The 20,618-nt window shown below is 73.5% G+C and carries 10 protein-coding genes; 7 read left to right on the top strand and 3 right to left on the bottom strand.

The genetic code is table 11. From position 1 onward, the window contains the following. The first annotated feature begins 42 nt into the window (after positions 1–42). From ACH499_RS08145 to ACH499_RS08160, 4 genes are read left to right on the top strand one after another with little or no spacing between them, the layout of a single operon-like run. Positions 43–7,857 (top strand): amino acid adenylation domain-containing protein, encoded by a 7,815-nt coding sequence (locus ACH499_RS08145; RefSeq protein WP_399014332.1) that lies wholly within the window; start codon positions 43–45, stop codon positions 7,855–7,857. Then, on the top strand, positions 7,854–11,786 hold the full coding sequence (locus ACH499_RS08150) for an amino acid adenylation domain-containing protein (RefSeq protein ID WP_399014333.1): 3,933 nt from the start codon (positions 7,854–7,856) through the stop codon (positions 11,784–11,786). Before ACH499_RS08145 ends, ACH499_RS08150 begins: the two co-directional genes overlap by 4 nt. 60 nt (positions 11,787–11,846) lie before the next feature. Continuing rightward, on the top strand, positions 11,847–12,074 hold the full coding sequence (locus ACH499_RS08155) for an MbtH family protein (protein ID WP_399014334.1): 228 nt from the start codon (positions 11,847–11,849) through the stop codon (positions 12,072–12,074). Between the two features lie 34 nt (positions 12,075–12,108). After that, complete coding sequence (locus tag ACH499_RS08160; protein WP_399014336.1) at positions 12,109–13,458, top strand: hypothetical protein; 1,350 nt, start codon at positions 12,109–12,111, stop codon at positions 13,456–13,458. Between the two features lie 95 nt (positions 13,459–13,553). On the opposite strand, the gene ACH499_RS08165 is transcribed toward ACH499_RS08160, so the two are convergent. Genes ACH499_RS08165 through ACH499_RS08175 form a run of 3 tightly spaced genes read right to left on the bottom strand, consistent with a single transcriptional unit; the run spans position 13,554 to position 17,007 of the window. Further along, a complete protein-coding gene (locus ACH499_RS08165; RefSeq protein ID WP_399014337.1) occupies positions 13,554–14,675 on the bottom strand; it encodes an alpha-hydroxy acid oxidase in 1,122 nt (373 codons plus the stop codon). After that, positions 14,672–15,763: a 4-hydroxyphenylpyruvate dioxygenase gene (gene hppD / locus ACH499_RS08170; protein WP_356202126.1), complete on the bottom strand. Its 1,092-nt coding sequence runs from the start codon at positions 15,761–15,763 to the stop codon at positions 14,672–14,674. Before hppD ends, ACH499_RS08165 begins: the two co-directional genes overlap by 4 nt. After that, the gene (locus tag ACH499_RS08175) at positions 15,760–17,007 is read right to left on the bottom strand and encodes a PLP-dependent aminotransferase family protein (RefSeq protein ID WP_399014338.1); all 1,248 of its coding nucleotides are present in this window, start codon (positions 17,005–17,007) and stop codon (positions 15,760–15,762) included. Before ACH499_RS08175 ends, hppD begins: the two co-directional genes overlap by 4 nt. A gap of 500 nt (positions 17,008–17,507) precedes the next feature. Between ACH499_RS08175 and ccsB the strand changes: the two genes are divergently transcribed. From ccsB to ACH499_RS08190, 3 genes are all read left to right on the top strand, one after another. Then, positions 17,508–18,668, top strand: coding sequence for a c-type cytochrome biogenesis protein CcsB (ccsB, locus tag ACH499_RS08180; RefSeq protein ID WP_399014724.1), 1,161 nt, complete (start codon positions 17,508–17,510; stop codon positions 18,666–18,668). A gap of 158 nt (positions 18,669–18,826) precedes the next feature. After that, positions 18,827–19,954 (top strand): LLM class flavin-dependent oxidoreductase, encoded by a 1,128-nt coding sequence (locus tag ACH499_RS08185; protein WP_399014726.1) that lies wholly within the window; start codon positions 18,827–18,829, stop codon positions 19,952–19,954. Further along, positions 19,951–20,559, top strand: coding sequence for a CE1759 family FMN reductase (locus tag ACH499_RS08190; RefSeq protein WP_356202122.1), 609 nt, complete (start codon positions 19,951–19,953; stop codon positions 20,557–20,559). The genes ACH499_RS08185 and ACH499_RS08190 overlap by 4 nt, the downstream gene beginning before the upstream one ends. The last annotated feature ends 59 nt before the right edge of the window (positions 20,560–20,618 follow it).

The raw sequence follows: 20,618 nt of genomic DNA on the forward strand, positions 1-20,618 counted from the left end.
TCTCGTGTGGGGGCGTTGGAGTCGGGTGGTACGCGGCGTGCGGTGGTGCGTCGGGAGCGGCCCGGTGTGGTGCCGTTGTCGTTCGGGCAGCAGCGATTGTGGTTCCTGAACCGGTTGCAGGACGCGGGTGCGGTCTACAACATGCCGGTGGTGCTGCGGCTGCGCGGCGACCTCGACCGTGAGGCGCTGCGGGCGGCCCTCGGGGACGTGGTGGCACGCCACGAGTCGTTGCGGACGGTGTTCCCGGACGTGGACGGGACGGCCCGGCAGCTCGTGCTCGACGCGCCCGAGGTGCCGCTGCCGGTGGTGGACACCGACGAGACGGCCCTGCCGGAGCTGCTGCGCGGCGCGGCGGGCACCGGCTTCGACCTCGCCCGCGAACTCCCCCTGCGCGCGACGCTGTTCGCCCTCGGCGACGACGAGCACGTCCTGCTGCTCTCCCTGCACCACATCGCGGGCGACGGCTGGTCGATGGCTCCGCTCGCGCGTGACCTGGGGACGGCCTACGCCGCGCGCCGCGAGGGCCGGGCCCCCGACTGGCGGCCGCTGCCGGTGCAGTACGCGGACTACGCGCTGTGGCAGCGTGAACTGCTGGGCGAGGAGGACGACCCGGGCAGCCTTGCGCACGAGCAGGTGGAGTACTGGCGCGAGGCCCTGGCCGGGCTGCCCGAGGAACTCGACCTGCCCACCGACCGACCCCGGCCGGCCGTCGCCAGTCACCGGGGCGGCCTGACCCCCCTCCAGGTGTACGCGGAACTGCACGGCCGGGTCACGGAGCTGGCGCGGGAGTCGTCGGCGTCGGTGTTCATGGTGGTGCAGGCGGCGCTGGCGGTGCTGCTGAGCCGTCTGGGCGCGGGGGAGGACGTGCCGATCGGTACGCCGGTGGCGGGCCGTACGGACGAGGCGCTGGACGATCTGGTCGGGTTCTTCGCCAATACGCTGGTGCTGCGTACGGACGTGTCGGGTGGTCCGACGTTCCGTGAGCTGCTGGCGCGGGTGCGGAAGGCGGACCTGGCGGCGTACGCGCATCAGGACGTGCCGTTCGAGCGGCTGGTGGAGCTGGTCAACCCGACGCGTTCGCGCTCGCGGCACCCGCTCTTCCAGGTCCTGCTCGCGTTCCAGAACATTCCCGAGGCCGGTCTCGAACTGCCCGGACTCACCATAGGGACCGAGACCGCCGAGACCGACGTCGCCAAGTTCGACCTCGTCTTCAGCCTGCGGGAGGAGGGCGAGGGCGGTGGCCTGCACGGTGTCCTCGAGTTCAGCGAGGACCTCTTCGACGCCGGGACCGCCGCCGGTCTGGCCCGCCGGCTGGAGCACGTGCTCCACGCCCTCGTGACCGACCCCGACCGCCCCGTCGACCGCGTGGACGTCCTCGACGACGGCGAACGGCACCAGGTGCTCACCGCCTGGAACGCCACGGACTCCGCCGCCGTACCGGCACCGCTGCCGGCGCTCTTCGAGGCCCAGGCCGCCCGCACACCCGAGGCGACGGCCCTGCTGCACGACGGTACGGCCGTGACGTACGCGGAGCTGAACGCCCGGGCCAACCGCCTCGCGCGTCGACTTGTCGCCCTGGGCGCGGGCCCCGAGACCGTGGTCGCACTGGCCCTTCCGCGCTCGGCCGACCTCGTCGTCGCCGCCCTGGCCGTGGTCAAGGCGGGCGCCGCGTACCTCAGCATCGACCCCTCCCACCCGGGCGAGCGGGCCGCGTACATGTGCGCCGACGCCCACCCCCTCGGGCTGATCACCTCCGGCGACGCCGACGCCCGGATACCGGCCGACGTGCCGCGCTGGCGGCTCGACGCCCCGGAGGCGGACGGACAGGCCGCCCTGTCCCCGGCCGACCTGACCGACGCGGAGCGGACGGCACCCCTGCACGTCACCCACCCCGCGTACGTCGTCTACACCTCCGGCTCCACCGGCCGCCCCAAGGGCGTCCTCGTGTCCCACCGGGGCCTGGCGAGCCTGGCCGCGGCCCACCGGAAGGCACTGGGAGTCGACGGGAGCGCGCGGATGCTCCAGTTCGCCTCCCTCAGCTTCGACGCGTCGGCCTGTGAACTGGTGACGGCCCTGCTGGCCGGCGCCACCCTCGTCGTACCGCGCCCCGACCAGCTCATCGGGGACGAGGTGGTGCGGCTCATGGCCGAGGCGCGGGTGACCCACGCCATGCTGCCCCCGGCCTTCGTGGCCACCCTCGACCCGGAGAGCGTCCCCACCCTGCGCGGACTGATCACCGGCGGCGAGGCGTGCGCGCCCGAGCTGACCGCCCGCTGGTCGGCGGGCCGCACCATGCTCAACGCCTACGGCCCGACCGAGACGACCGTGTGCGCCACCCTCAGCGGTGCGCTCAGCGGCCCGGTCAACGCCCCCATCGGCCGTCCGATCGACGGCACCCGTGTGTTCGTGCTGGGTCGGGGTCTGCTGCCGGTGCCGGTGGGTGTGCCGGGTGAGCTGTATGTGGCCGGTGCTGGTGTGGCGCGTGGCTATCTGAATCGTCCGGATCTGACGGCGGACCGTTTCGTGGCGTGTCCGTTCGGTGCGCCGGGGGAGCGGATGTACCGCACGGGTGACCTGGTGCGGTGGAACGCGGACGGTGAGCTGGAGTATCTGGGGCGTGCCGACGACCAGGTGAAGGTGCGGGGTTTCCGTATCGAGCCGGGGGAGATCGTGGCGGTGCTGGACCGGCACGGTGCGGTGGCGCACAGCGCGGTGGTGGTGCGGGAGGACCGGCCGGGGGACAAGCGGCTGGTGGCGTACGTCGTGCCGGCCGACGGCGCGGAGACCGACCCGGCCGAACTGCGCGCCCACGTCGCCTCCACGCTGCCCGACTACATGGTCCCGGCTGCCGTCGTGGCGATGGACGCCATCCCGCTGTCGCCCACCGGCAAGGTGCACCGCGACGCCCTGCCCGCACCCGTCTACGACACGGCCCCGTCCGGCCGGGCGCCGCGCACCCCCGCCGAGGAGGTGCTGTGCGGGCTGTTCGCGGACGTCCTGGGCGTGCCCGGGGCCGGTCCCGACGACGGCTTCTTCGACCTGGGCGGACACTCGCTGCTGGCGACCCGGCTGGTGAGCCGGGTGCGCTCGGCGCTCGGCGTCGAACTGCCGCTCGCCGCGCTCTTCGACACCCCGACGCCCGCCGGACTCGCCGCCCGGCTCAGCGGCCTCGGCGCCGGAACCGGACGCCCCGCGCTCGAACCCGGGCCCCGGCCCACGCCGTTGCCGCTCTCCTTCGCCCAGCACCGCCTCTGGATGCTCGCCCGGCTCCACGACACCGACTCGCTCTACAACATGCCCCTGGTGCTGCGGCTGCGCGGCGACCTGGACCGTGAGGCGCTGCGGGCGGCCGTGGGTGACGTGGTGGCGCGGCACGAGGCGTTGCGGACGGTGTTCCCGGACGTGGACGGGACGGCCCGGCAGCTCGTGCTCGACGCGCCCGAGGTGCCGCTGCCGGTGGTGGACACCGACGAGACGGCCCTGCCGGAGCTGCTGAGGTCCGCCGCCGCGGAGGGCTTCGACCTCGCCAGCGATCTCCCCCTGCGCGCGACGCTGTTCGCCCTCGGCGACGACGAGCACGTCCTGCTGCTCTCCCTGCACCACATCGCGGGTGACGGCTGGTCGATGGGCCCGCTCGCGCGTGACCTGGGCACGGCCTACGCCGCGCGCCGCGAGGGCCGGGCCCCCGACTGGCGGCCGCTGCCGGTGCAGTACGCCGACTTCACCCTCTGGCAGCGCGAACTGCTCGGTGACGAGGGCCGGGACGGCAGCACGGCCCACGCCCAGCTCGCGTTCTGGCGCGAGACCCTGGCCGGCGCCCCCGAGGAACTCCCCCTGCCCACCGACCGCCCGAGGCCGGCCGAGTCCACCTACGCCGGAGGCCGGGTGGACGTCGACTGGGACGCGGAACTGCACGGCCGGGTCACGGAGCTGGCGCGGGAGTCGTCGGCGTCGGTGTTCATGGTGGTGCAGGCGGCGCTGGCGGTGCTGCTGAGCCGTCTGGGCGCGGGGGAGGACGTGCCGATCGGTACGCCGGTGGCGGGCCGTACGGACGAGGCGCTGGACGATCTGGTCGGGTTCTTCGCCAATACGCTGGTGCTGCGTACGGACGTGTCGGGTGGTCCGACGTTCCGTGAGCTGCTGGCGCGGGTGCGGAAGACGGACCTGGCGGCGTACGCGCATCAGGACGTGCCGTTCGAGCGGCTGGTGGAGCTGGTCAACCCGACGCGTTCGCGCTCGCGGCACCCGCTCTTCCAGGTCCTGCTCGCGTTCCAGAACACCCCCGAACAGCACCTGCGGCTCCCCGGCGTGAGCGTCGAGACCGCGGGCGTCGACATCGGCGTCGCCAAGTTCGACCTCGCGCTGAGCCTCAGGGAACGGACCGACGGCAGGGCGCCCGCGGGGATCGAGGGCATGCTCGAATACAGCAGCGAGCTGTTCGACCCCGCCAGTGCCGAGCGGATCGCCGCACGCCTGGAACACGTGGTGCGCTCCCTCGTCACCGACCCGGACCGGCCCGTCGACCGCGTCGACGTCCTCGACGAGGGCGAACGGCGGCGGCTGCGCGCCGAGTGGGACGCCACCCGCACGCCCGTCCCCGCGGTGGAGTCCACCGTCCACGCGGCCTTCGCCGAGCGGGCCCGCACCAGCCCCGACGCGGTGGCCGTCACCCTCGACGGCCGCCCGCTCACCTACGCCGAGCTGGACCGCAGGGCCAACGGCCTCGCCCACCGCCTGATCGCCCTCGGCGTCCGGCCGGAGGACCGCGTCGCCGTCCTGATGGAACGGTCCCCGGACCTCGTCGTCGCCCTGCTCGGCATCCTCAAGGCCGGCGCCGCCTACGCCCCGCTGCACGAGAGCTACCCGGCCGGGCGCATGCGCGACGTGATGGCCGGCTCCGGTGCCCGCCTCCTGGTCACCGACCGGGCCTGGCGGGAGCGCGGGCTGCCCTGCGAGGAGGAGCGGACCGTCCTCGCCGAGGACTGCGAGGCCGCCGGCACCGCTCCCGAGGTGCCGCACCGGCCCGACGGGCTGGCCTACGTCATGCACACCTCCGGGTCGACCGGCGAACCCAAGGGCATCGCGGTCACCCACCGCAACCTGCTCGAACTCGCCCTCGACCCGTCCTGGGCCGACGGCGGACGCCACCGGCACGTCCTGATGCACGCCCCGTACGCCTTCGACATCTCGGACTACGAGCTGTGGGTGCCGCTGCTGGCCGGCGGACGCGTCGTGCTGGCCCCGCCCGGCGAGCCGGACGTCACCGAGCTGAAGCGGCTCGTCGTCACCGAGGGCATCACCGCGGTCCACTTCACCGCCGGCCTCTTCCGCGTCGTCGCCGACGACCTCGCGGACGCGCTCGACGGCGTCCAGGAGATCCTCACCGGCGGCGACGTCGTGTCCGTCGCCGCCGTGGAGAGCGTGCTGCGGGCGGCGCCGCACCTCGTCGTACGCCACCTGTACGGCCCCACCGAGATCACCCTGTGCGCCACGAGCCACCTGGTGTCCGCCGCCGACGAGCTCGGCGACCGGCTCCCCATCGGCCGGCCCCTCGCCAACACCCGCGCCTACGTGCTGGACGCCGCACTGGCACCGGTGCCCGACGGCGTCGTCGGCGAGTTGTACATCGCGGGCGCCGGACTCGCCCGCGGCTACCTCGGCCGCGCGGCACTGAGCGCCGAGCGGTTCGTGGCCGACCCGTACGGCCCTGCGGGCGCCCGGATGTACCGGACGGGCGACCTGGCACGCCGACGCCACGACGGCACCCTGGAGTTCGCCGGCCGCGCCGACGACCAGGTCAAGGTGCGCGGGTTCCGCATCGAGCCGGGCGAGGTGGAGGCGGCACTCACCCGCCACCCGTCCGTCGCGCAGAGCGCGGTCGTCGTCCGCGAGGACCGGCCCGGGGACAAGCGCCTCGTCGCCTACGTCGTCCCCGCGGACGCCGGCCGGGGCGTCGACGCGGCGCTGCTGCGCGCCCACGCGGCGGACTGCCTGCCCGAGTACATGGTCCCGGCCGCCGTCGTGGCCCTGGAGGAACTGCCGCTGACGGCGAACGGCAAGCTCGACCGGTCCGCGCTGCCCGCCCCGGTCTTCCGCTCCGGCGGCGGCTCCACCGCCCGCACCCCCCGCGAGGAACGGCTGTGCCGCCTGGTGGCCGAGGTGCTCGGCCTGGACGAGACCGGGCCGCAGGACAACTTCTTCGAACTCGGCGGCGACAGCATCGCGTCCATCCAGCTCGCCAGCCGGGCCCGCGCGGCCGGCCTCGCGCTCGCGCCGAAGGACGTCTTCCGGACCCGGACGCTGGCCGAACTCGCCGCCGTCGTGGGCACGGTCGACACCGCGGCGCACGAGCCCGACGACGGCGTCGGCGAGATACCGCTCACGCCGGTCGTGCACGACCTGCTGGCCCGCGGCGGCACCCTCGACGGCCTGCTCCAGTCCGTGCTGCTCCAGGTCCCGGCCAAGCTCACCGAGAGCGGCCTCGTCACGGCCCTGGGCGCACTCGTCGACCACCACGACGTCCTGCGCCTCGAAGTGGCCGGCGCCGGCCGGAGCCTGCGCGTGCGGCCCGCCGGATCCGTGCCGGTCGGCGAAGCGGTGCGCCGGATCGACGTGGCCGGGACGGACGAGGACTCGCTGCGCTCCGTCCTCGCCAAGGAGGCGGTCGCCGCGGGCGAACGCGTCTGCCCCACCGACGGCGTGGTCTTCCAGGCCGTCTGGTTCGACGCGGGCGACACCGCGCCCGGACGACTCCTGCTGACCGTCCACCACCTGGCCGTGGACGGCGTGTCGTGGCGCGTGCTGCTGGACGACCTCAGGACGGCGTGGACCGAGGCGGAGGCCGGCCGCACCCCGCGACCGGACCGCACGGGAACCTCGTACCGGCGCTGGGCCACTACCCTGGCCGAGGAGGCGGCCAAGCCGTCCCGCGCGGCCGAACTCGCCTTCTGGACGGGCCTGCACGACCGGCCCGAACCCCGGCTGGGCGCCCGCGCCCTCGACCCGGCGCGGGACACCACCGCCACCGCCCGGTCGCTGACCGTCGCACTGCCCGCACCGGTCACCGAGGCCGTCCTCGCGCAGGTGCCGGCCGCCTACAACGCGGGCGTCGACGACATCCTGCTGGCCGCGCTCGCCCTGGCGGTGCGGGCCGGCCGGGACGGGACGCAGCAGGACGCTCCGGTGCTGGTCGAGGTCGAGGGCCACGGCCGGCACGAGGAGCTCGCCGAAGGACTCGACCTGTCCCGCACCCTCGGCTGGTTCACCAGCGTCCACCCGGTGGGCATCGACACCGGCCCGGTGGACTGGGCGGACCTGTGGGAGGCCGGGCCGGCCGTCGGACAGGTGCTCAAGCGCGTCAAGGAACAGCTCCGCGCCGTTCCGGACGAGGGCATCGGCCACGGGCTCCTGCGGTACCTCAACCCGGACACCGCGCCCGCGCTGGCCGGGCTGCCGCTTCCGCAGATCTGCTTCAACTACCTGGGCCGGTTCCAGGGCGCCGGCACCGGGGACTGGAACCTGGCCCCCGAGGCGGCCGGCGCGGACGGGGCGCTCGCGCCGCCCGGGGCGATGCCGCTGCGCAACCCGCTCACCGTCAACGCGACGACCCGCCCCGCGGCGGGCGGCGGAAGCGAACTGCGCGCCGTGTGGACCTGGCCGGACGGCCTGCTGACCGAGGCCGAGGTGTCCGCCCTCGCGGACACCTGGATCCGGGCGCTGACCGTGATGGCCCGGCACGCGGGACGGGACGACGCGGGCGGTGCCACCGCCTCCGACTTCGACCTGGTCGACCTCGGTCAGGACGAGATCGAGGAATTCGAGGACGACTTCATGTTCGAGGACGGGGACGAAGAGTGAAGCGAGTCAAGGCGCGGATCGAGGACGTGCTCCCGCTGACCGCACTCCAGGAAGGGCTCCTGTTCCACGCCCGCTTCGACGAGCGGCAGGCCGACGTCTACCACCTCCAGTTCGTGTTCGACCTGCGAGGCGAGCTGGACGCCGGGGCGCTGCGCCGGGCGGCCGACGGTCTCCTCGCCCGGCACGGCAATCTGCGCGGCGCCTTCCGCGAGCGCCGCAACGGCGAGTCCGTCCAGGTGGTGCCGGACCGGGTACGGATGCCCTGGCGGCAGACGGACCTGTCCACGCTGCCGGCACACGAGCGGCAGGCTCGGCTCACGGCGATCCTCGCCGACGACCGCGCCACCCGCTTCGACCCGCGCAAGCCGCCCCTGATCCGGTGCGAACTCGTCCGGCTGGCCGCCGACGAGCACCGCTTCGTGATGACCAGCCACCACCTCCTGCTCGACGGCTGGTCCGTCCCGCTGATGCTGCGCGAACTGTTCGCCATGTACGCCGAGGACGGCAGCGACCACACCCTGCCGCCCGTCGTGCCCTACCGCGAGTACCTGCGCTGGCTGGGCCGGCAGGACCGCTCGCTGGCCGAGTCGGCCTGGCGCGACCACCTCGACGGGCTCGAGGCGCCCACCCTGCTCGGCCCGGCCGGCGCCGGCCGGGAGACCGTGGTGCCCGAGGAGGCCGAGGCCGAGGTGGACGCGGAGCTGACCGCCCGCCTCACCGAACTGGCCCGCCGCCACGGACTCACCCTCAACACCGTCGTGCAGGGCGCCTGGGCGCTGGTGCTGGCGCACCTCACCGGCGGCGACGACATCGTGTTCGGCGCCACGGTCTCCGGACGCCCACCGGAGCTGCCCGGCGTGGAGTCGATGATCGGCCTGTTCGCCAACACCCTGCCCGTACGGGTGCGGCTGGACCCGGCCGCCTCCCTGATCACCACCATGCGGCGCCTCCAGGAGGAGCGCGCGCACCTGGCGGCCCACGAGTACCTCGGCCTCGGAGAGATCCAGCGGCTGGCCGGCCCCGGCGGCGAACTCTTCGACACCCTGTACGTGTTCGAGAACTACCCGGCGCCCTCCGAGGACCGGGACGCCGATCGCCACGGGCTGAGGATCGCCGCCACGGAGGGCAGCGGCACCGCGCACTACCCGCTGACCCTCACCGTCCTGCCGGGCCGCACCCTGCGGATGCGCCTCACCCACCGGCCCGACCTGTTCTCCCGGCAGACCGTGCTCGGCTGGGCCGAGCGGCTGCGCCGCGTCCTGGAGACCGTCGTCGACGACCCCGGCCGCCCGGTCGCCCGGGTGGACGTCCTCGACCCCTCGGTGCGGCACCGCGTCCTCGAGGAGTGGAACGACACCGCCGCCGAGCCCTCCGAGGACTGCTGGCCCGTCCTCTTCGAGGAGCGGGTCCGCCTCGCCCCGGACAGCCCGGCCGTCCGGCAGGTCGACGGCCCCGGACTCACCTACGCCGAACTGAACGCCGGCGCCAACCGGTTGGCCCGCTTCCTGCTGGCACGCGGCATCGGTCCCGAGTCCGTCGTCGTCCTCGCCCTGCCCCGCGGCCCCGAGCTGGTCACCGCCCTGCTGGCCGTCCACAAGGCCGGCGCGGCCTACCTCCCGGTCGACCTCGGGCACCCCGCCGAGCGCATCGCGGGCATCCTCTCCGCCGCCCGCCCCGACGCCGTCCTCACCACCCGGTCCGGCAGCACCCTGCTCCCCGGCGGGCCCGGCGTCCACTGCCTGGACGACCCCAAGGTGATCGCCGAGACCGCCGCGCACGACGCGGGTGACCTCACCGCAGGGGAACGGCCGGTGCCGCTGCGCCCGGACCACCCGGCGTACGTCATCTTCACCTCCGGCTCCACGGGCACCCCCAAGGGCGTGGTCGTGCCGCACCGCGCCCAGCTCAACTTCCTCACGGCGATGGCCGAGCGCTTCCCCCTGGGCGCCGGGGACCGGATGGTCGCGGTGACCACCGTCGCCTTCGACATCCACGTCCTGGAACTGTGCCTGCCGCTGATCACCGGGGCGAGCGTGGTGGTGGCCGACCGGGACACCGTCGTCGACCCGAACGCCCTCGCGGACCTCATCGAGGCGAGCGGAGCGACCGTGATGCAGGCGACGCCCACGCTGTGGCACGCGCTGCTGTCCGAACGGCCGAAGGCCGCCGACGGCCTGCGCGTCCTCGTCGGCGGCGAGGCACTGCCCCCCGACCTGGCCGACCGCATGACACGCGTCGGCGGCCCGGTCACCAACCTCTACGGGCCCACGGAGACCACCGTGTGGTCGACCGCCGCGGACCTGCGCGCGAACGGGACCGGCACCCCCGGCATCGGCCGCCCCGTGCGCAGCACACGGGCCTACGTCCTCGACGCGGCCCTGCGCCCGGTGCCGCCCGGCGTCACCGGCGAGCTGTACCTGGCGGGCGACGGACTCGCCCGCGGCTACCTGGACCGGCCCGCCCTCACCGCCGGCCGCTTCGTCGCCGACCCCCACGGGGCCGCCGGGACCCGGATGTACCGCACGGGCGACCTGGCACGCTGGAGTGCCGACGGCTCACTGGAGTACCTGGGCCGCACCGACCACCAGGTGAAGATCCGCGGCTACCGCATCGAACTCGGCGAGATCGAGGCGACCCTCGCCCGGCACCCCTGCGTCGCGCGGAACGCGGTCGTCGTCCGCGAGGACCGGCCCGGGGACCGTCGGCTGGTCGCGTACGTCGTTCCCGCGCCCGGCGAGAGCGCGGACCCCGAGACGCTGCGGGCGCACGTGCGCGACCGGCTCCCCGGCTACATGGTGCCCGCCGCCGTCGTCCCCCTGCCCGAACTGCCGCTGACCCCCAACGGCAAGCTGGACCGCAAGGCGCTGCCCGCGCCCGACCCCGCCGCCACGGCCACCGGCGCCGCCCTGCCGCGCACTCCCGAGGAAGAGGCGCTGTGCGCCCTGTTCGCCGACGTGCTCGGCGTGGCACGGGTCGGGGCCGAGGACGACTTCTTCCACCTCGGCGGGCACTCGCTGCTCGCCACGCGCCTGGTCAACCGCATGCGCACCGAGATGGGGACCACCGCCTCGATCCGCACCGTGTTCGAGGCGCCCACCGTCCGGAGCCTGGCCCGCCGGCTGCACCGGCGGGACGACCCGCTCGACACCCTGCTGCCGCTGCGCACCGGCCGCGGCGGCGTCCCGTACTTCCTGATCCACCCCGTCGCCGGGATCGGCTGGTGCTACACCGGGTTCATCAGCCGGCTGAACCCCGACGCCCCGCTCTACGCCCTCCAGGCGAGCGGTCTGCGCCCCGGCGACCCGACCGCCGCCGGCCTGAAGGAGATGGCCGCCGACTACGCCGCGCACATCCGGAAGGTGTGGCCGAACGGCCCGTACCGGCTGATCGGCTGGTCCTTCGGCGGCCTGGTGGCGCACGAGACGGCCGCACTCCTCCAGGGCGAGGGAGCGCCGGTGGACCTGCTCGCGGTGCTCGACGCCTACCCGGCGGCCGGTCCCGGACCCCAGGAGGCGGCGGGCGACCTGTTCCAGGAGATCCTCACCGTGCTCGCCGCGGCGGCGGACCCGGCGGGCGCTGCCGGCACGGCCCGCCCGGCCACCGCCGCCGAGGTCGCCGCGCTGCTGCGCGAGCACGACGGCCCGCTGGCCGGACTCGGCGAGAGCGGCGTCGAGGCCCTCCACCGGGTCGCCGCCAACAACCGCCGCATCGCCGACGGCTTCACGCCCGGCGTCTTCCGCGGCGACATGCTGCTCTTCCGCTCCGCACGGGACGGCGCCGTGCGTCCCTCCGCGGCCGGGGCGTGGGACCCCCACGTCACCGGAGAGGTCCACGAGACGGAGGTGGACTGCACCCACCTGGAGATGACCACGCCGGCCGCGCTGGACGTGATCGCCCCGGTGATCGACGACCACACGGCGAAGCGCTGAACGGCGCCCGCGCCGCGGGCGGACCCCACGGATCACACAGTCACGACAAGGAGAAACACCATGGCCACCAACCCCTTCGAGGACGAGAACGGCAGCTACCTGGTCCTGGTCAACGCGGAGGGCCAGCACTCCCTGTGGCCGTCCTTCGCCGAGGTCCCGGCCGGCTGGGAGCGCGTCTTCGGCGAGGACGCCCGGCAGGCGTGCCTGGACTACGTCGAACGGAACTGGACGGACATGCGCCCCAAGAGCCTGGTCGAGGCCATGGACGCGCAGCACTCCCACGCCTGACCGGGGCGGTCGACGAACGGGTGAGAACGTGCATATGACCAAGAAGGCGCCGGTGGGGGGACCCGCGGACTCCTTGGAGGACGGGCACATGGGCGTCGGGGGAACGGCACTGGGGCACGGCACCCGGGCGTCCCGGGACAGAGCGCTGCGCACGGCGCGGGACGCCGTCGCGGCCTGGTCCCACGCAGCCCTCGGCCCCGGCCGGCCGGACTACGAGGGCTTCCCCTACGACCAGGTGGTCGGCTACTACCAGCAGGTCGGCAAGGCGGCCGTCTCCGGGGAACTGGTCGCCCTGCTGCGGGGCACGCGCCTCGGCATCGAGTGCGCCGGCCGTGCCCGGCCCTGGGCGGCACCGGAGGCCTGGCTGCTCGACACCTGGCTGCCGCTGACGTTCACCGACCGGCCGATGAGCTACGCCTCCTACTCGGGCAACGATGTCCTGACCCTCGCGCAGTGGGACACGGACGGCGCCCCCGGGGCCACGGAACGGGCCGAGGACCTGCTGCTGGCGGTGCTCCTGGCCGACCTGGTGGAACGGGAGACGGAGGCCCTGGCCGCCACCGGGGGCGAGGGCCGCCAGCGGACCCGGACCGTCGCCGTGTGGCAGGCGCTGGCCCGCCTCGCGGACTGGGCCCCGCTGGCCCTGCCGGACACGGCGCCGCTGGACGGGCTGCGTGAGGCACTCGCCGCACCGGGGGCCGAGGGGGCGGCGGACGCCGCGACGGCCGCCGCGGCGGCCGTCCGGGCCGAGGCGCCGCCGGCGCTGCGCCGCGCTGTGGAGGTCACCCTGCTGCCCATGACGACCCTGCACGACGAGCGGATGTTCATCCGGTCCATCCAGCTCTTCGAGCGGATCTTCGCCCGGGTGGCGCGGGCGCTGACGCTCGCGGTGGAGGCCGTCCGCGACGAGCGTCCGCTCGACGCCGCGGCCTTCCTGGAGTCGGCCGCGGACCGGCTGCCCGACGCGACGGCCAAGCTGTACCGCATCCTGACGACCATGCCGCCGGAGGCGTTCGCCGTCATCCGCGACCACACGCACGGCGCCAGTGCCATCCAGTCACGGCCGTACCAGCTCGTGGAGACGGTCAGCGCCAAGCGGGAGGCGGGCGCCCACGCTCCGGAGAAGGGCCCCGTCTTCGCCCTCGACGCCACCCTCCAGGAGGCGTTCCTCACCCGTGCGGGAGGCTGGGCCACCGCGGACACGCGCCGGCTGGAGGAGGCCATGCGCCGGCTGGACGCGGGCTGGTGCGGGATGAAGCGCACGCACTGGGGCGTCACCATGAAGATCATCGGGCGGGTGTCGGGCACCGGCGGGACGACCGGCGCCGACTACCTGAAGGCCGCGGCCGGGGTCGGGCTGTTCCCGCTGCTCGCCGCCGGCTGAACCGCGGCCGGGGACGGAGCGCTCCCACCGGGACCATGACGCGACGGGCGTCCGCCGAGTTCATCGGCGGACGCCCGTCGGGTACACCGGCGGGGTCAGACGACGACCGCCTCCAGCCGGCGGGCGGCCGCGAGGTCCGGGCAGCCCGCCAGCAGCAGGGACTCCCGCAACTCGTCCCGCAGCAGCTCCAGGACGTGCCGCGCCCCGGCCTCTCCGTCCATCGCCAGCCCCCACAGCAGCGGCCTGCCGCACAGGGCCCCGTCCGCGCCCAGCGCGAGGGCCCGCAGCACGTCCGCACCGGTGCGCACCCCGCTGTCGAGCAGCACCGCGCAGCGGCCGCCGACCGCCTCGACCACCCGGGGCAGCGCGGTGACGCTGGGCACCGCGGCGGCGAACTGACGGCCGCCGTGGTTGGAGACGATCACCCCGTCGGCACCGGCGTCCACGGCCCGGACGGCGTCCCGCGGATCGAGGACGCCCTTCACCAGCAGCGGCAGACTCGTCCTCTCCCGCAGCCAGGCGAGGTCCTCCCAGGACAGGGCCGGATCGAAGGCCTGCGCGGTGTGCGTGGCGACGGCGGACCGGCCGTCCTCCCGCCGGTGCGCGGCCGTGTCCGGGGCCGGCCCGAGGTTCGCGGCCGTGACCTGCGGCGGCAGGCTGAAGCCGTTGCGCACGTCCCGCAGCCGGCGGCCCATGAGGGGAACGTCGACGGTGACCACCAGGGCCTCGCAGCCGGCCTTCTCCGCGCGGCACACCAGATCGAGCACCGCGTCCCGGTCGCGCAGCCAGTACAGCTGGAACCACACGGTCCCGCCCACCGCGGCGATCTCCTCGACGGAGTAGCTGCTCAGCGTGCTGACGACGAACGGCACGTCCACCGCCCGCGCGGCCCGCGCCGCGGCCAGTTCGCCCTCGGGGTGCAGCAGCCGCTGGTACGCCATCGGGGCCACCGCCAGCGGCATGCCCGCGGCGCTGCGCACCAGCCGGCCCGAGGTGCTCGCCTCGTCCGTGCCAACCAGCACCCGCGGGACCAGCCGGACTCCGTCGAGGGCGGCCCGGTTCGCCGCCTGGACCGACTCGTCGCCGCTGCCGCCGTTCACGAAGTCCAGGACGTCCGCGGGCAGCCGCCGCGCGGCGAGTTCCGCCACGTCGGCGACGGTGAGCGGGGCCTGCGCCCCGGGGCCGGGGGCGGAGGAGGTGGGGGATGGGGAGGTCACCGGCCGGTGTCCTGCCGTGCCTGCTGCATCTCCATCTCCACCGCGGTGTACAGGGCCTTGATGTTCCCGCTGCCGAAGGTGCGGGCACCGAGCCGCTCGATGACCTCGAAGAACAGCGTGCCGCGCGGGTGGGCCGACTTGGTGAAGATCTGCAGGAGCTGTCCGTCCTGGTCCTCGTCGACCAGGATGTTCGACTCGCGCAGCGCGTCGAGCGAGTGGCGCCGCAGGTCGAGGCGCTCGGGCACCATGTCGTAGTACGTCGACGGAGTGGTCAGGAAGCCCACGCCGTCGGCACCGAGCCGCCGCACCGCCCCGACGATGTCGTCGGTGGCGAAGGCGACGTGCTGCACACCGCCGCCCCCGTGCTCCTTGATGAACGTGTCGATCTGCCCGGGCTCCCGGGAGGTGTCGGGCTCGATCAGCGTGAGCGTCACCGCGCCGGACCGGCTCTGCACCACCTGCGAGTCCATGGCCTGGCCGCCGACGATGATCCGCTCGGTGAAGACCATCTCGAAGTCGAGGACCGTCTCGTAGAAGGCGACGGTCGGGGCCAGTTGGCCGGCCTCCAGGCAGACGGCGAAGTGGTCGACGGTGTGCAGACCGGCGGGCGCGTCCGGCCGCGCCTGCGCGTCGCCGCGGCCGGCGGGGGAGAGGCCGGGCAGGGCGCGGGGGTCGAGCCCGGTGGCGCGCTGCACGAAGGTGTGGGTGACATCGGCGAACCCGCCGATGGTCGCCGTCACGACACCGTCCCGCTCGCGCGGCTCGGCCACCGGCACGGCGCCGCGCCGCACCGCTTCCGCGAACGCCCCCGCCGCGTCCGCGGTGCTCAGCGCGATGTCCGACACGCCGTCACCGTGACGATTGACATAGGCGGCCGCCGGATGGTCGGTGTCCTGTGCATCGGTCAGCAGCATCCGTATGTTTCCGCCGCCCAGACTGACCTGGCGTGCCGTTTCTTCGGACGTACCGGGAACCGAGTGTGCGAAGACCTCCATCCCGTAGCCCTTGACAAAGAACTCCGTCGCCTCGGTCAGATTACCGACCGAGAAACCGACGTGATCGACGTCGAGGTCGTCGAAAGTACTCACGAAATCCCCTTCGGGAGGCTCTGGACATCGGACTGTTCGCGGATGAATTCCGCGAGGCGCTCGATGCCCACTGTGATCTCATCGGGTGTCAGATAACTCAGGGACAGGCGGATTCGGCGGCGCGGACGCCCGTCGCCGTAGAAGTGGTGCAGCGGAGTCCACAGGACCCGGTGCCGGCGTGCGGAATGCACCAGAAGGTCGTCGTCGACCGGGAACGGGACGGTGAGGACCACGAAGAATCCGCCGGCCGGGGTGTTCCAGGTGACCTCGGGAGCGCTGCCTTCGGGGAAGTGCCGGGCCAGCTCCTTCAGAGCGTGGTGCAGATTCCCCTGGTACAGCTCGGTCTCCCGGGTGTTGGCCGACCTCAGGCTGCACCCGTGCGCCAGGAGTTTCCCGCCGATGACGGCCTGGGCGATGGGCGAGGTGTTCACCGTGAGCATGCTCTTGACCTTGGCGAGCTGATCGGCGAGCAGTACCGTGCCGCCGTCGGCGGACGCGGTGGGCTGGTCGGCGACGGCGAATCCGATGCGCGCTCCCGGCAGTCCCGTCTTGGCGTACGAGCCCAGGTAGACCACCCGGCGCCGGTCGCCGTCGAGCGCCTTCAACGTGGGCGTCGGCTCGGCACCCAGGGGGGCGAACAGCCCGTACGGATTGTCCTCCAGGATCAGGAAGTCCTGCTCCTCGGACAGCCGGATCAGCGCCTCGCGGGTGCCGGCGTCGAGGGTGGCGCCGGACGGGTTGGCGAAGTCGGCCACCACGTAGCAGGCCCGGGGCCGCAGGCCGTCCGCCTTGGCCCGGGCGACGACCCGTCCCAGTTCCTCGACGTCGATGCCGGCCGAGTGCTCCGCGACCGGCAGTACCCGCATGTCGGCGAGGGCGGCGGCACCGGTCGCGCCCACATAGCAGGGCATGGGCGTAATGAGGGCGTCCCGGTCGTCCCGGCGCAGTACGCGCAGCGTCAGGAACAGCGCTTCCTGGCAGCCGACGGTGACGACGATGCTCTCCGGATCGACGTGGATGCCCTCGTCCGTGGCGAGGTTCTCGGCGATCAGGTCGTGAATGATGCCCTTGGTGCGCCCGTACTGCAGGAGCGTGCGGCGCACCAGCGCCTCGTCGCCGCCGGAAAGAGACCTGACATGCGACTCGTAAAGGCGCAGGTATTCGTGTACGGCATCGATGTCGAAGAATCCCTCGTACGGCCGTCCGGCGGCCATGGAGAGCGCGTCCGGGAAACGCTGGGACACTTCGTTGAGGAAATTCATCGACTCGATGACCGGCGACTCCAGAGATTCATGGAGGCTGAGTGTGTCGAGTGGTGTGTGCATGCGTGGTCGGCTGCTCAGACAGCCGAAAATCCCCCTCCGGCGTAAAAGCGGACCCGGCGGTGAGGTCACCGAGAGGCCGGGTCCGTTGAATTCGTCTTCGAATTCTTCTGGGGAAATGGCGAATTACCGCCCATCTCCGGATCGATTGAATCACGGGGCTTGATCACCGTCAACCGCGATCCCCCTGGGGCCGTGCGCGTCGATTTCCGGCCAATCCCGTGGAAGGCGCGGTCCCGCGAAGGCCGGGAGGTGCCGCACCGGGGTGAGTGCTGACCCGTCATCAACTCCCCGCGATGCCCCGAGGCTTGTGCGCCGGCGGGGGCGGGACCTGGCGAGGGAGCCGTCACCGTCTGACGTTAGGGTGACGACAGGGTGCGACCGCGCCCGTCCCTGTTCGCACCCTCTTCGAGGTGGAAGAAGTGAACAACCTGGCCGCCACCAACGAGAACTTGGCCGAGCTGAGTAATTGGTTCATCTATTCGGCGATGGCCGTCTACTCGCTGGCCTTCCTCGCCCATATCGCCGAATGGGTCTTCGGCAGCCGCAGCAAGGTCGGCCGCACGGCCGCCGCGCTCGTCGCCGAGCGGGACGGGACACAGGCCGCCGGGCGGCCCGGGGCGCGGTCCGCGGCCGGGGGGACGGCCGTGCTGGAGCGTCCCAAGGTGGTCGCGCGGTTCCGTGGCGGGGCCTCCACCGCCGCCGACGGTCCGGGTGCGCACGGCGGCGACGAGCAGGGCGACCTCTCCGGCCGGATCGCGGTCTCCCTGACCACGCTCGCCTTCCTGCTCTCGGCCTGCGGGGTGGTGACGCGCTCGCTGTCCGCCGAGCGGGCGCCGTGGGGCAACATGTACGAGTTCTCCACCACCTTCTCCACCGCGGTCGTCGGCCTGTACCTCGTCCTGCTCCTCCTCGGCAAGAACGTGCGCTGGGCGGGACTGCCGCTGGTCACCACCGTCCTGCTCGACCTGGGCGTCGCGGTCACCTGGCTCTACACCGAGAGCGACCAGCTCGTCCCCGCCCTCCAGTCGTACTGGCTGTGGATCCACGTGTCCGTGGCGATCCTCTGCGGCGCGGCCCTGTACCTCGGCGCGCTCTCGGCACTCGTCTACCTCCTGCGCGACAGCTTCGAGACGCGCCTCGCCGACGGCCGGGTCGCCGCCCTCGAACGCCGGCTGGCCGAGTCGGTGCGGGACAAGGAGGGACCGGCCGGCTCCCGGCTGCTGCTGTGGACCCGCATGGTGGGCAACGACGTCCTGGCCCGCATGCCCGCGGCGGCCACCCTGGACAAGCTGTCCTACCGCATCAACGCGGCCGTCTTCCCCCTGTGGACCTTCACGATCGTGGCGGGCGCCATCTGGGCCGGCGAGGCCTGGGGCCGCTACTGGGGCTGGGACCCCAAGGAGACCTGGTCCTTCGTCACCTGGATCGCCTACGCCTCCTACCTCCACGCCCGCGCCACGTCGGGCTGGAAGGGCCGCAAGGCCGCGTACATCGCCTTCGTGGCCTTCGCCACGTACCTCTTCAACTACTACGGCGTGAACTTCCTCTTCGGCGGCAAGCACTCCTACTCCGGAGTCTGAGCCGCGGGCCCCGTCCCGTTCGAGGTTGCGCCACCGGGGCCGGCGGAGGAGCGTGGTAGCAGGGAGGGGCCCATGCGCCCGGGGGGGGGAGCGGGCGGGCACGAAGGCGATGACGTGATCGGGAGAAACCACTCATGGAACCCTCCTCGGCCCACGCAATGCAGTTCGGCGTGTTCACCGTCGGCGACGTCACCACCGACCCCACGACGGGCCTCACCCCGACGGAGGCGCAGCGCATCAGGGACACGGTGACCATCGCGAAGAAGGTCGAGGAGGTCGGCCTGGACGTCTTCGCCACCGGAGAGCACCACAACCCGCCGTTCGTGCCGTCCTCACCGACCACGCTCCTCGGCCACATCGCCGCGCTGACCGAACGGATCGTGCTGTCCACGTCGACCACGCTGATCACCACCAACGACCCGGTCAAGATCGCCGAGGACTTCTCCGTCCTCCAGCACCTGTCGGGCGGGCGCACCGACGTCATCCTGGGACGCGGCAACACCGGCCCGGTCTACCCCTGGTTCGGCCAGGACATCCGGCAGGCGATGCCGCTGTCCGTCGAGCACTACACGCTGCTGCGCAGACTGTGGCGCGAGGACGTCGTGAACTGGGAGGGCGAGTTCAGGAGCCCCCTGCAGGGCTTCACCCTCGCCCCGCGTCCGCTGGACGGCGTCCCGCCCTTCGTGTGGCACGGCTCCATCCGCACCCCCGGAGTCGCCGAGCTGGCCGCCTACTTCGGCGACGGCTTCTTCGCCAACCACATCTTCTGGCCCGCGTCCCACACCCAGCGCATGGTCGAGCTGTACCGCTCGCGGTTCGAGCACTACGGCCACGGCAGCGCCCGCCAGGCCGTCGTGGGCCTCGGCGGCCAGATCTTCATGCGGCGCAACAGCCAGGACGCCGTGAACGAGTTCCGCCCGTACTTCGACAACGCCCCCGTCTACGGGCACGGGCCGTCCCTGGAGGACTTCACCGCCCTCACCCCGCTGACGGTCGGCTCCCCGGCACAGGTGATCGAACGCACCCTCGGCTTCCGTGAATACGCCGGCGACTACCAGCGCCAGCTCTTCCTGATCGACCACGCCGGGCTGCCGGTGAAGACCGTGCTGGAACAGCTCGACCTCCTGGGCGAGGAGGTCGTGCCCGTGCTCCGCAAGGAGTTCGCCGTCGGCAGGCCCGCCGACGTACCGCCCGCGCCGACGCACGAGCTGCTGCGCGAGAAGAGTCTCGCCGAGGCCGCCGCCGCGGCCGGGCCGGACACCGGAGTGGAGGCTGAACCGCCATGACGAAACTGGTCACCCTGAGCAGCGGCCTGCGCCAGCCGTCCTCCACCCGGCTGCTCGCCGACCGCCTGGAAGCCGCGGTGCGCGCCGAACTGGAGGCCGGCGGCAGGGCCGTGGACTCCACGGTGCTCGAACTGCGTCCCCTGGGTCACGACATCATGGACGCGATGTTCGCCGGGTTCCCCTCCGAGCAGCTCGAAGCCGTCTTCGGGACACTCGGCGCCGCGAACGCCGTGATCGCGGTGACCCCCGCCTTCAACGCCTCCTTCAGCGGGCTGTTCAAGTCGTTCTTCGACGTCCTGCCGGAGGAGACGCTCTCGGACATGCCCGTGCTCATCGGCGCCACCGGGGGGACCGAGCGGCACTCCCTGGTGCTGGAGCACGCCCTGCGGCCGATGTTCTCCTACCTGCACGCCATCGTCTCGCCCCGCGGCGTGTACGCGGCCACCGACGACTTCGGCACGGCCTCGGCCGGCTCCGCGCTGGCCGCGCGCATCGACGCCGCCGCGGCCGACTTCGCCCGGGTGGTCTCGGGATGCGGGCCGCGCACCCCGCGCAGCGCCGACGACGAGGAACTCGCGAGCATGCGGCAGCTCCTCGGCGGCTGACCGTCACCGCCCGGCGCCTCGACGACGGGGAGAGGCGCTTCCCCGTGGCGGCCGGGCGC

Source organism: Streptomyces sp. NPDC018947 (genome assembly GCF_044390505.1).
Classification (GTDB): domain Bacteria; phylum Actinomycetota; class Actinomycetes; order Streptomycetales; family Streptomycetaceae; genus Streptomyces.

What these genes read in the sequence shown, in the direction of transcription:
- ACH499_RS08185 (WP_399014726.1), top strand. Translation starts at nt 18,827, where the DNA reads ATGCAGTTCGGCGTGTTCACCGTCGGCGACGTCACCACCGACCCCACG.
- ACH499_RS08190 (WP_356202122.1), top strand. Translation starts at nt 19,951, where the DNA reads ATGACGAAACTGGTCACCCTGAGCAGCGGCCTGCGCCAGCCGTCCTCC.
- ACH499_RS08155 (WP_399014334.1), top strand. Translation starts at nt 11,847, where the DNA reads ATGGCCACCAACCCCTTCGAGGACGAGAACGGCAGCTACCTGGTCCTG.
- ACH499_RS08160 (WP_399014336.1), top strand. Translation starts at nt 12,109, where the DNA reads ATGACCAAGAAGGCGCCGGTGGGGGGACCCGCGGACTCCTTGGAGGAC.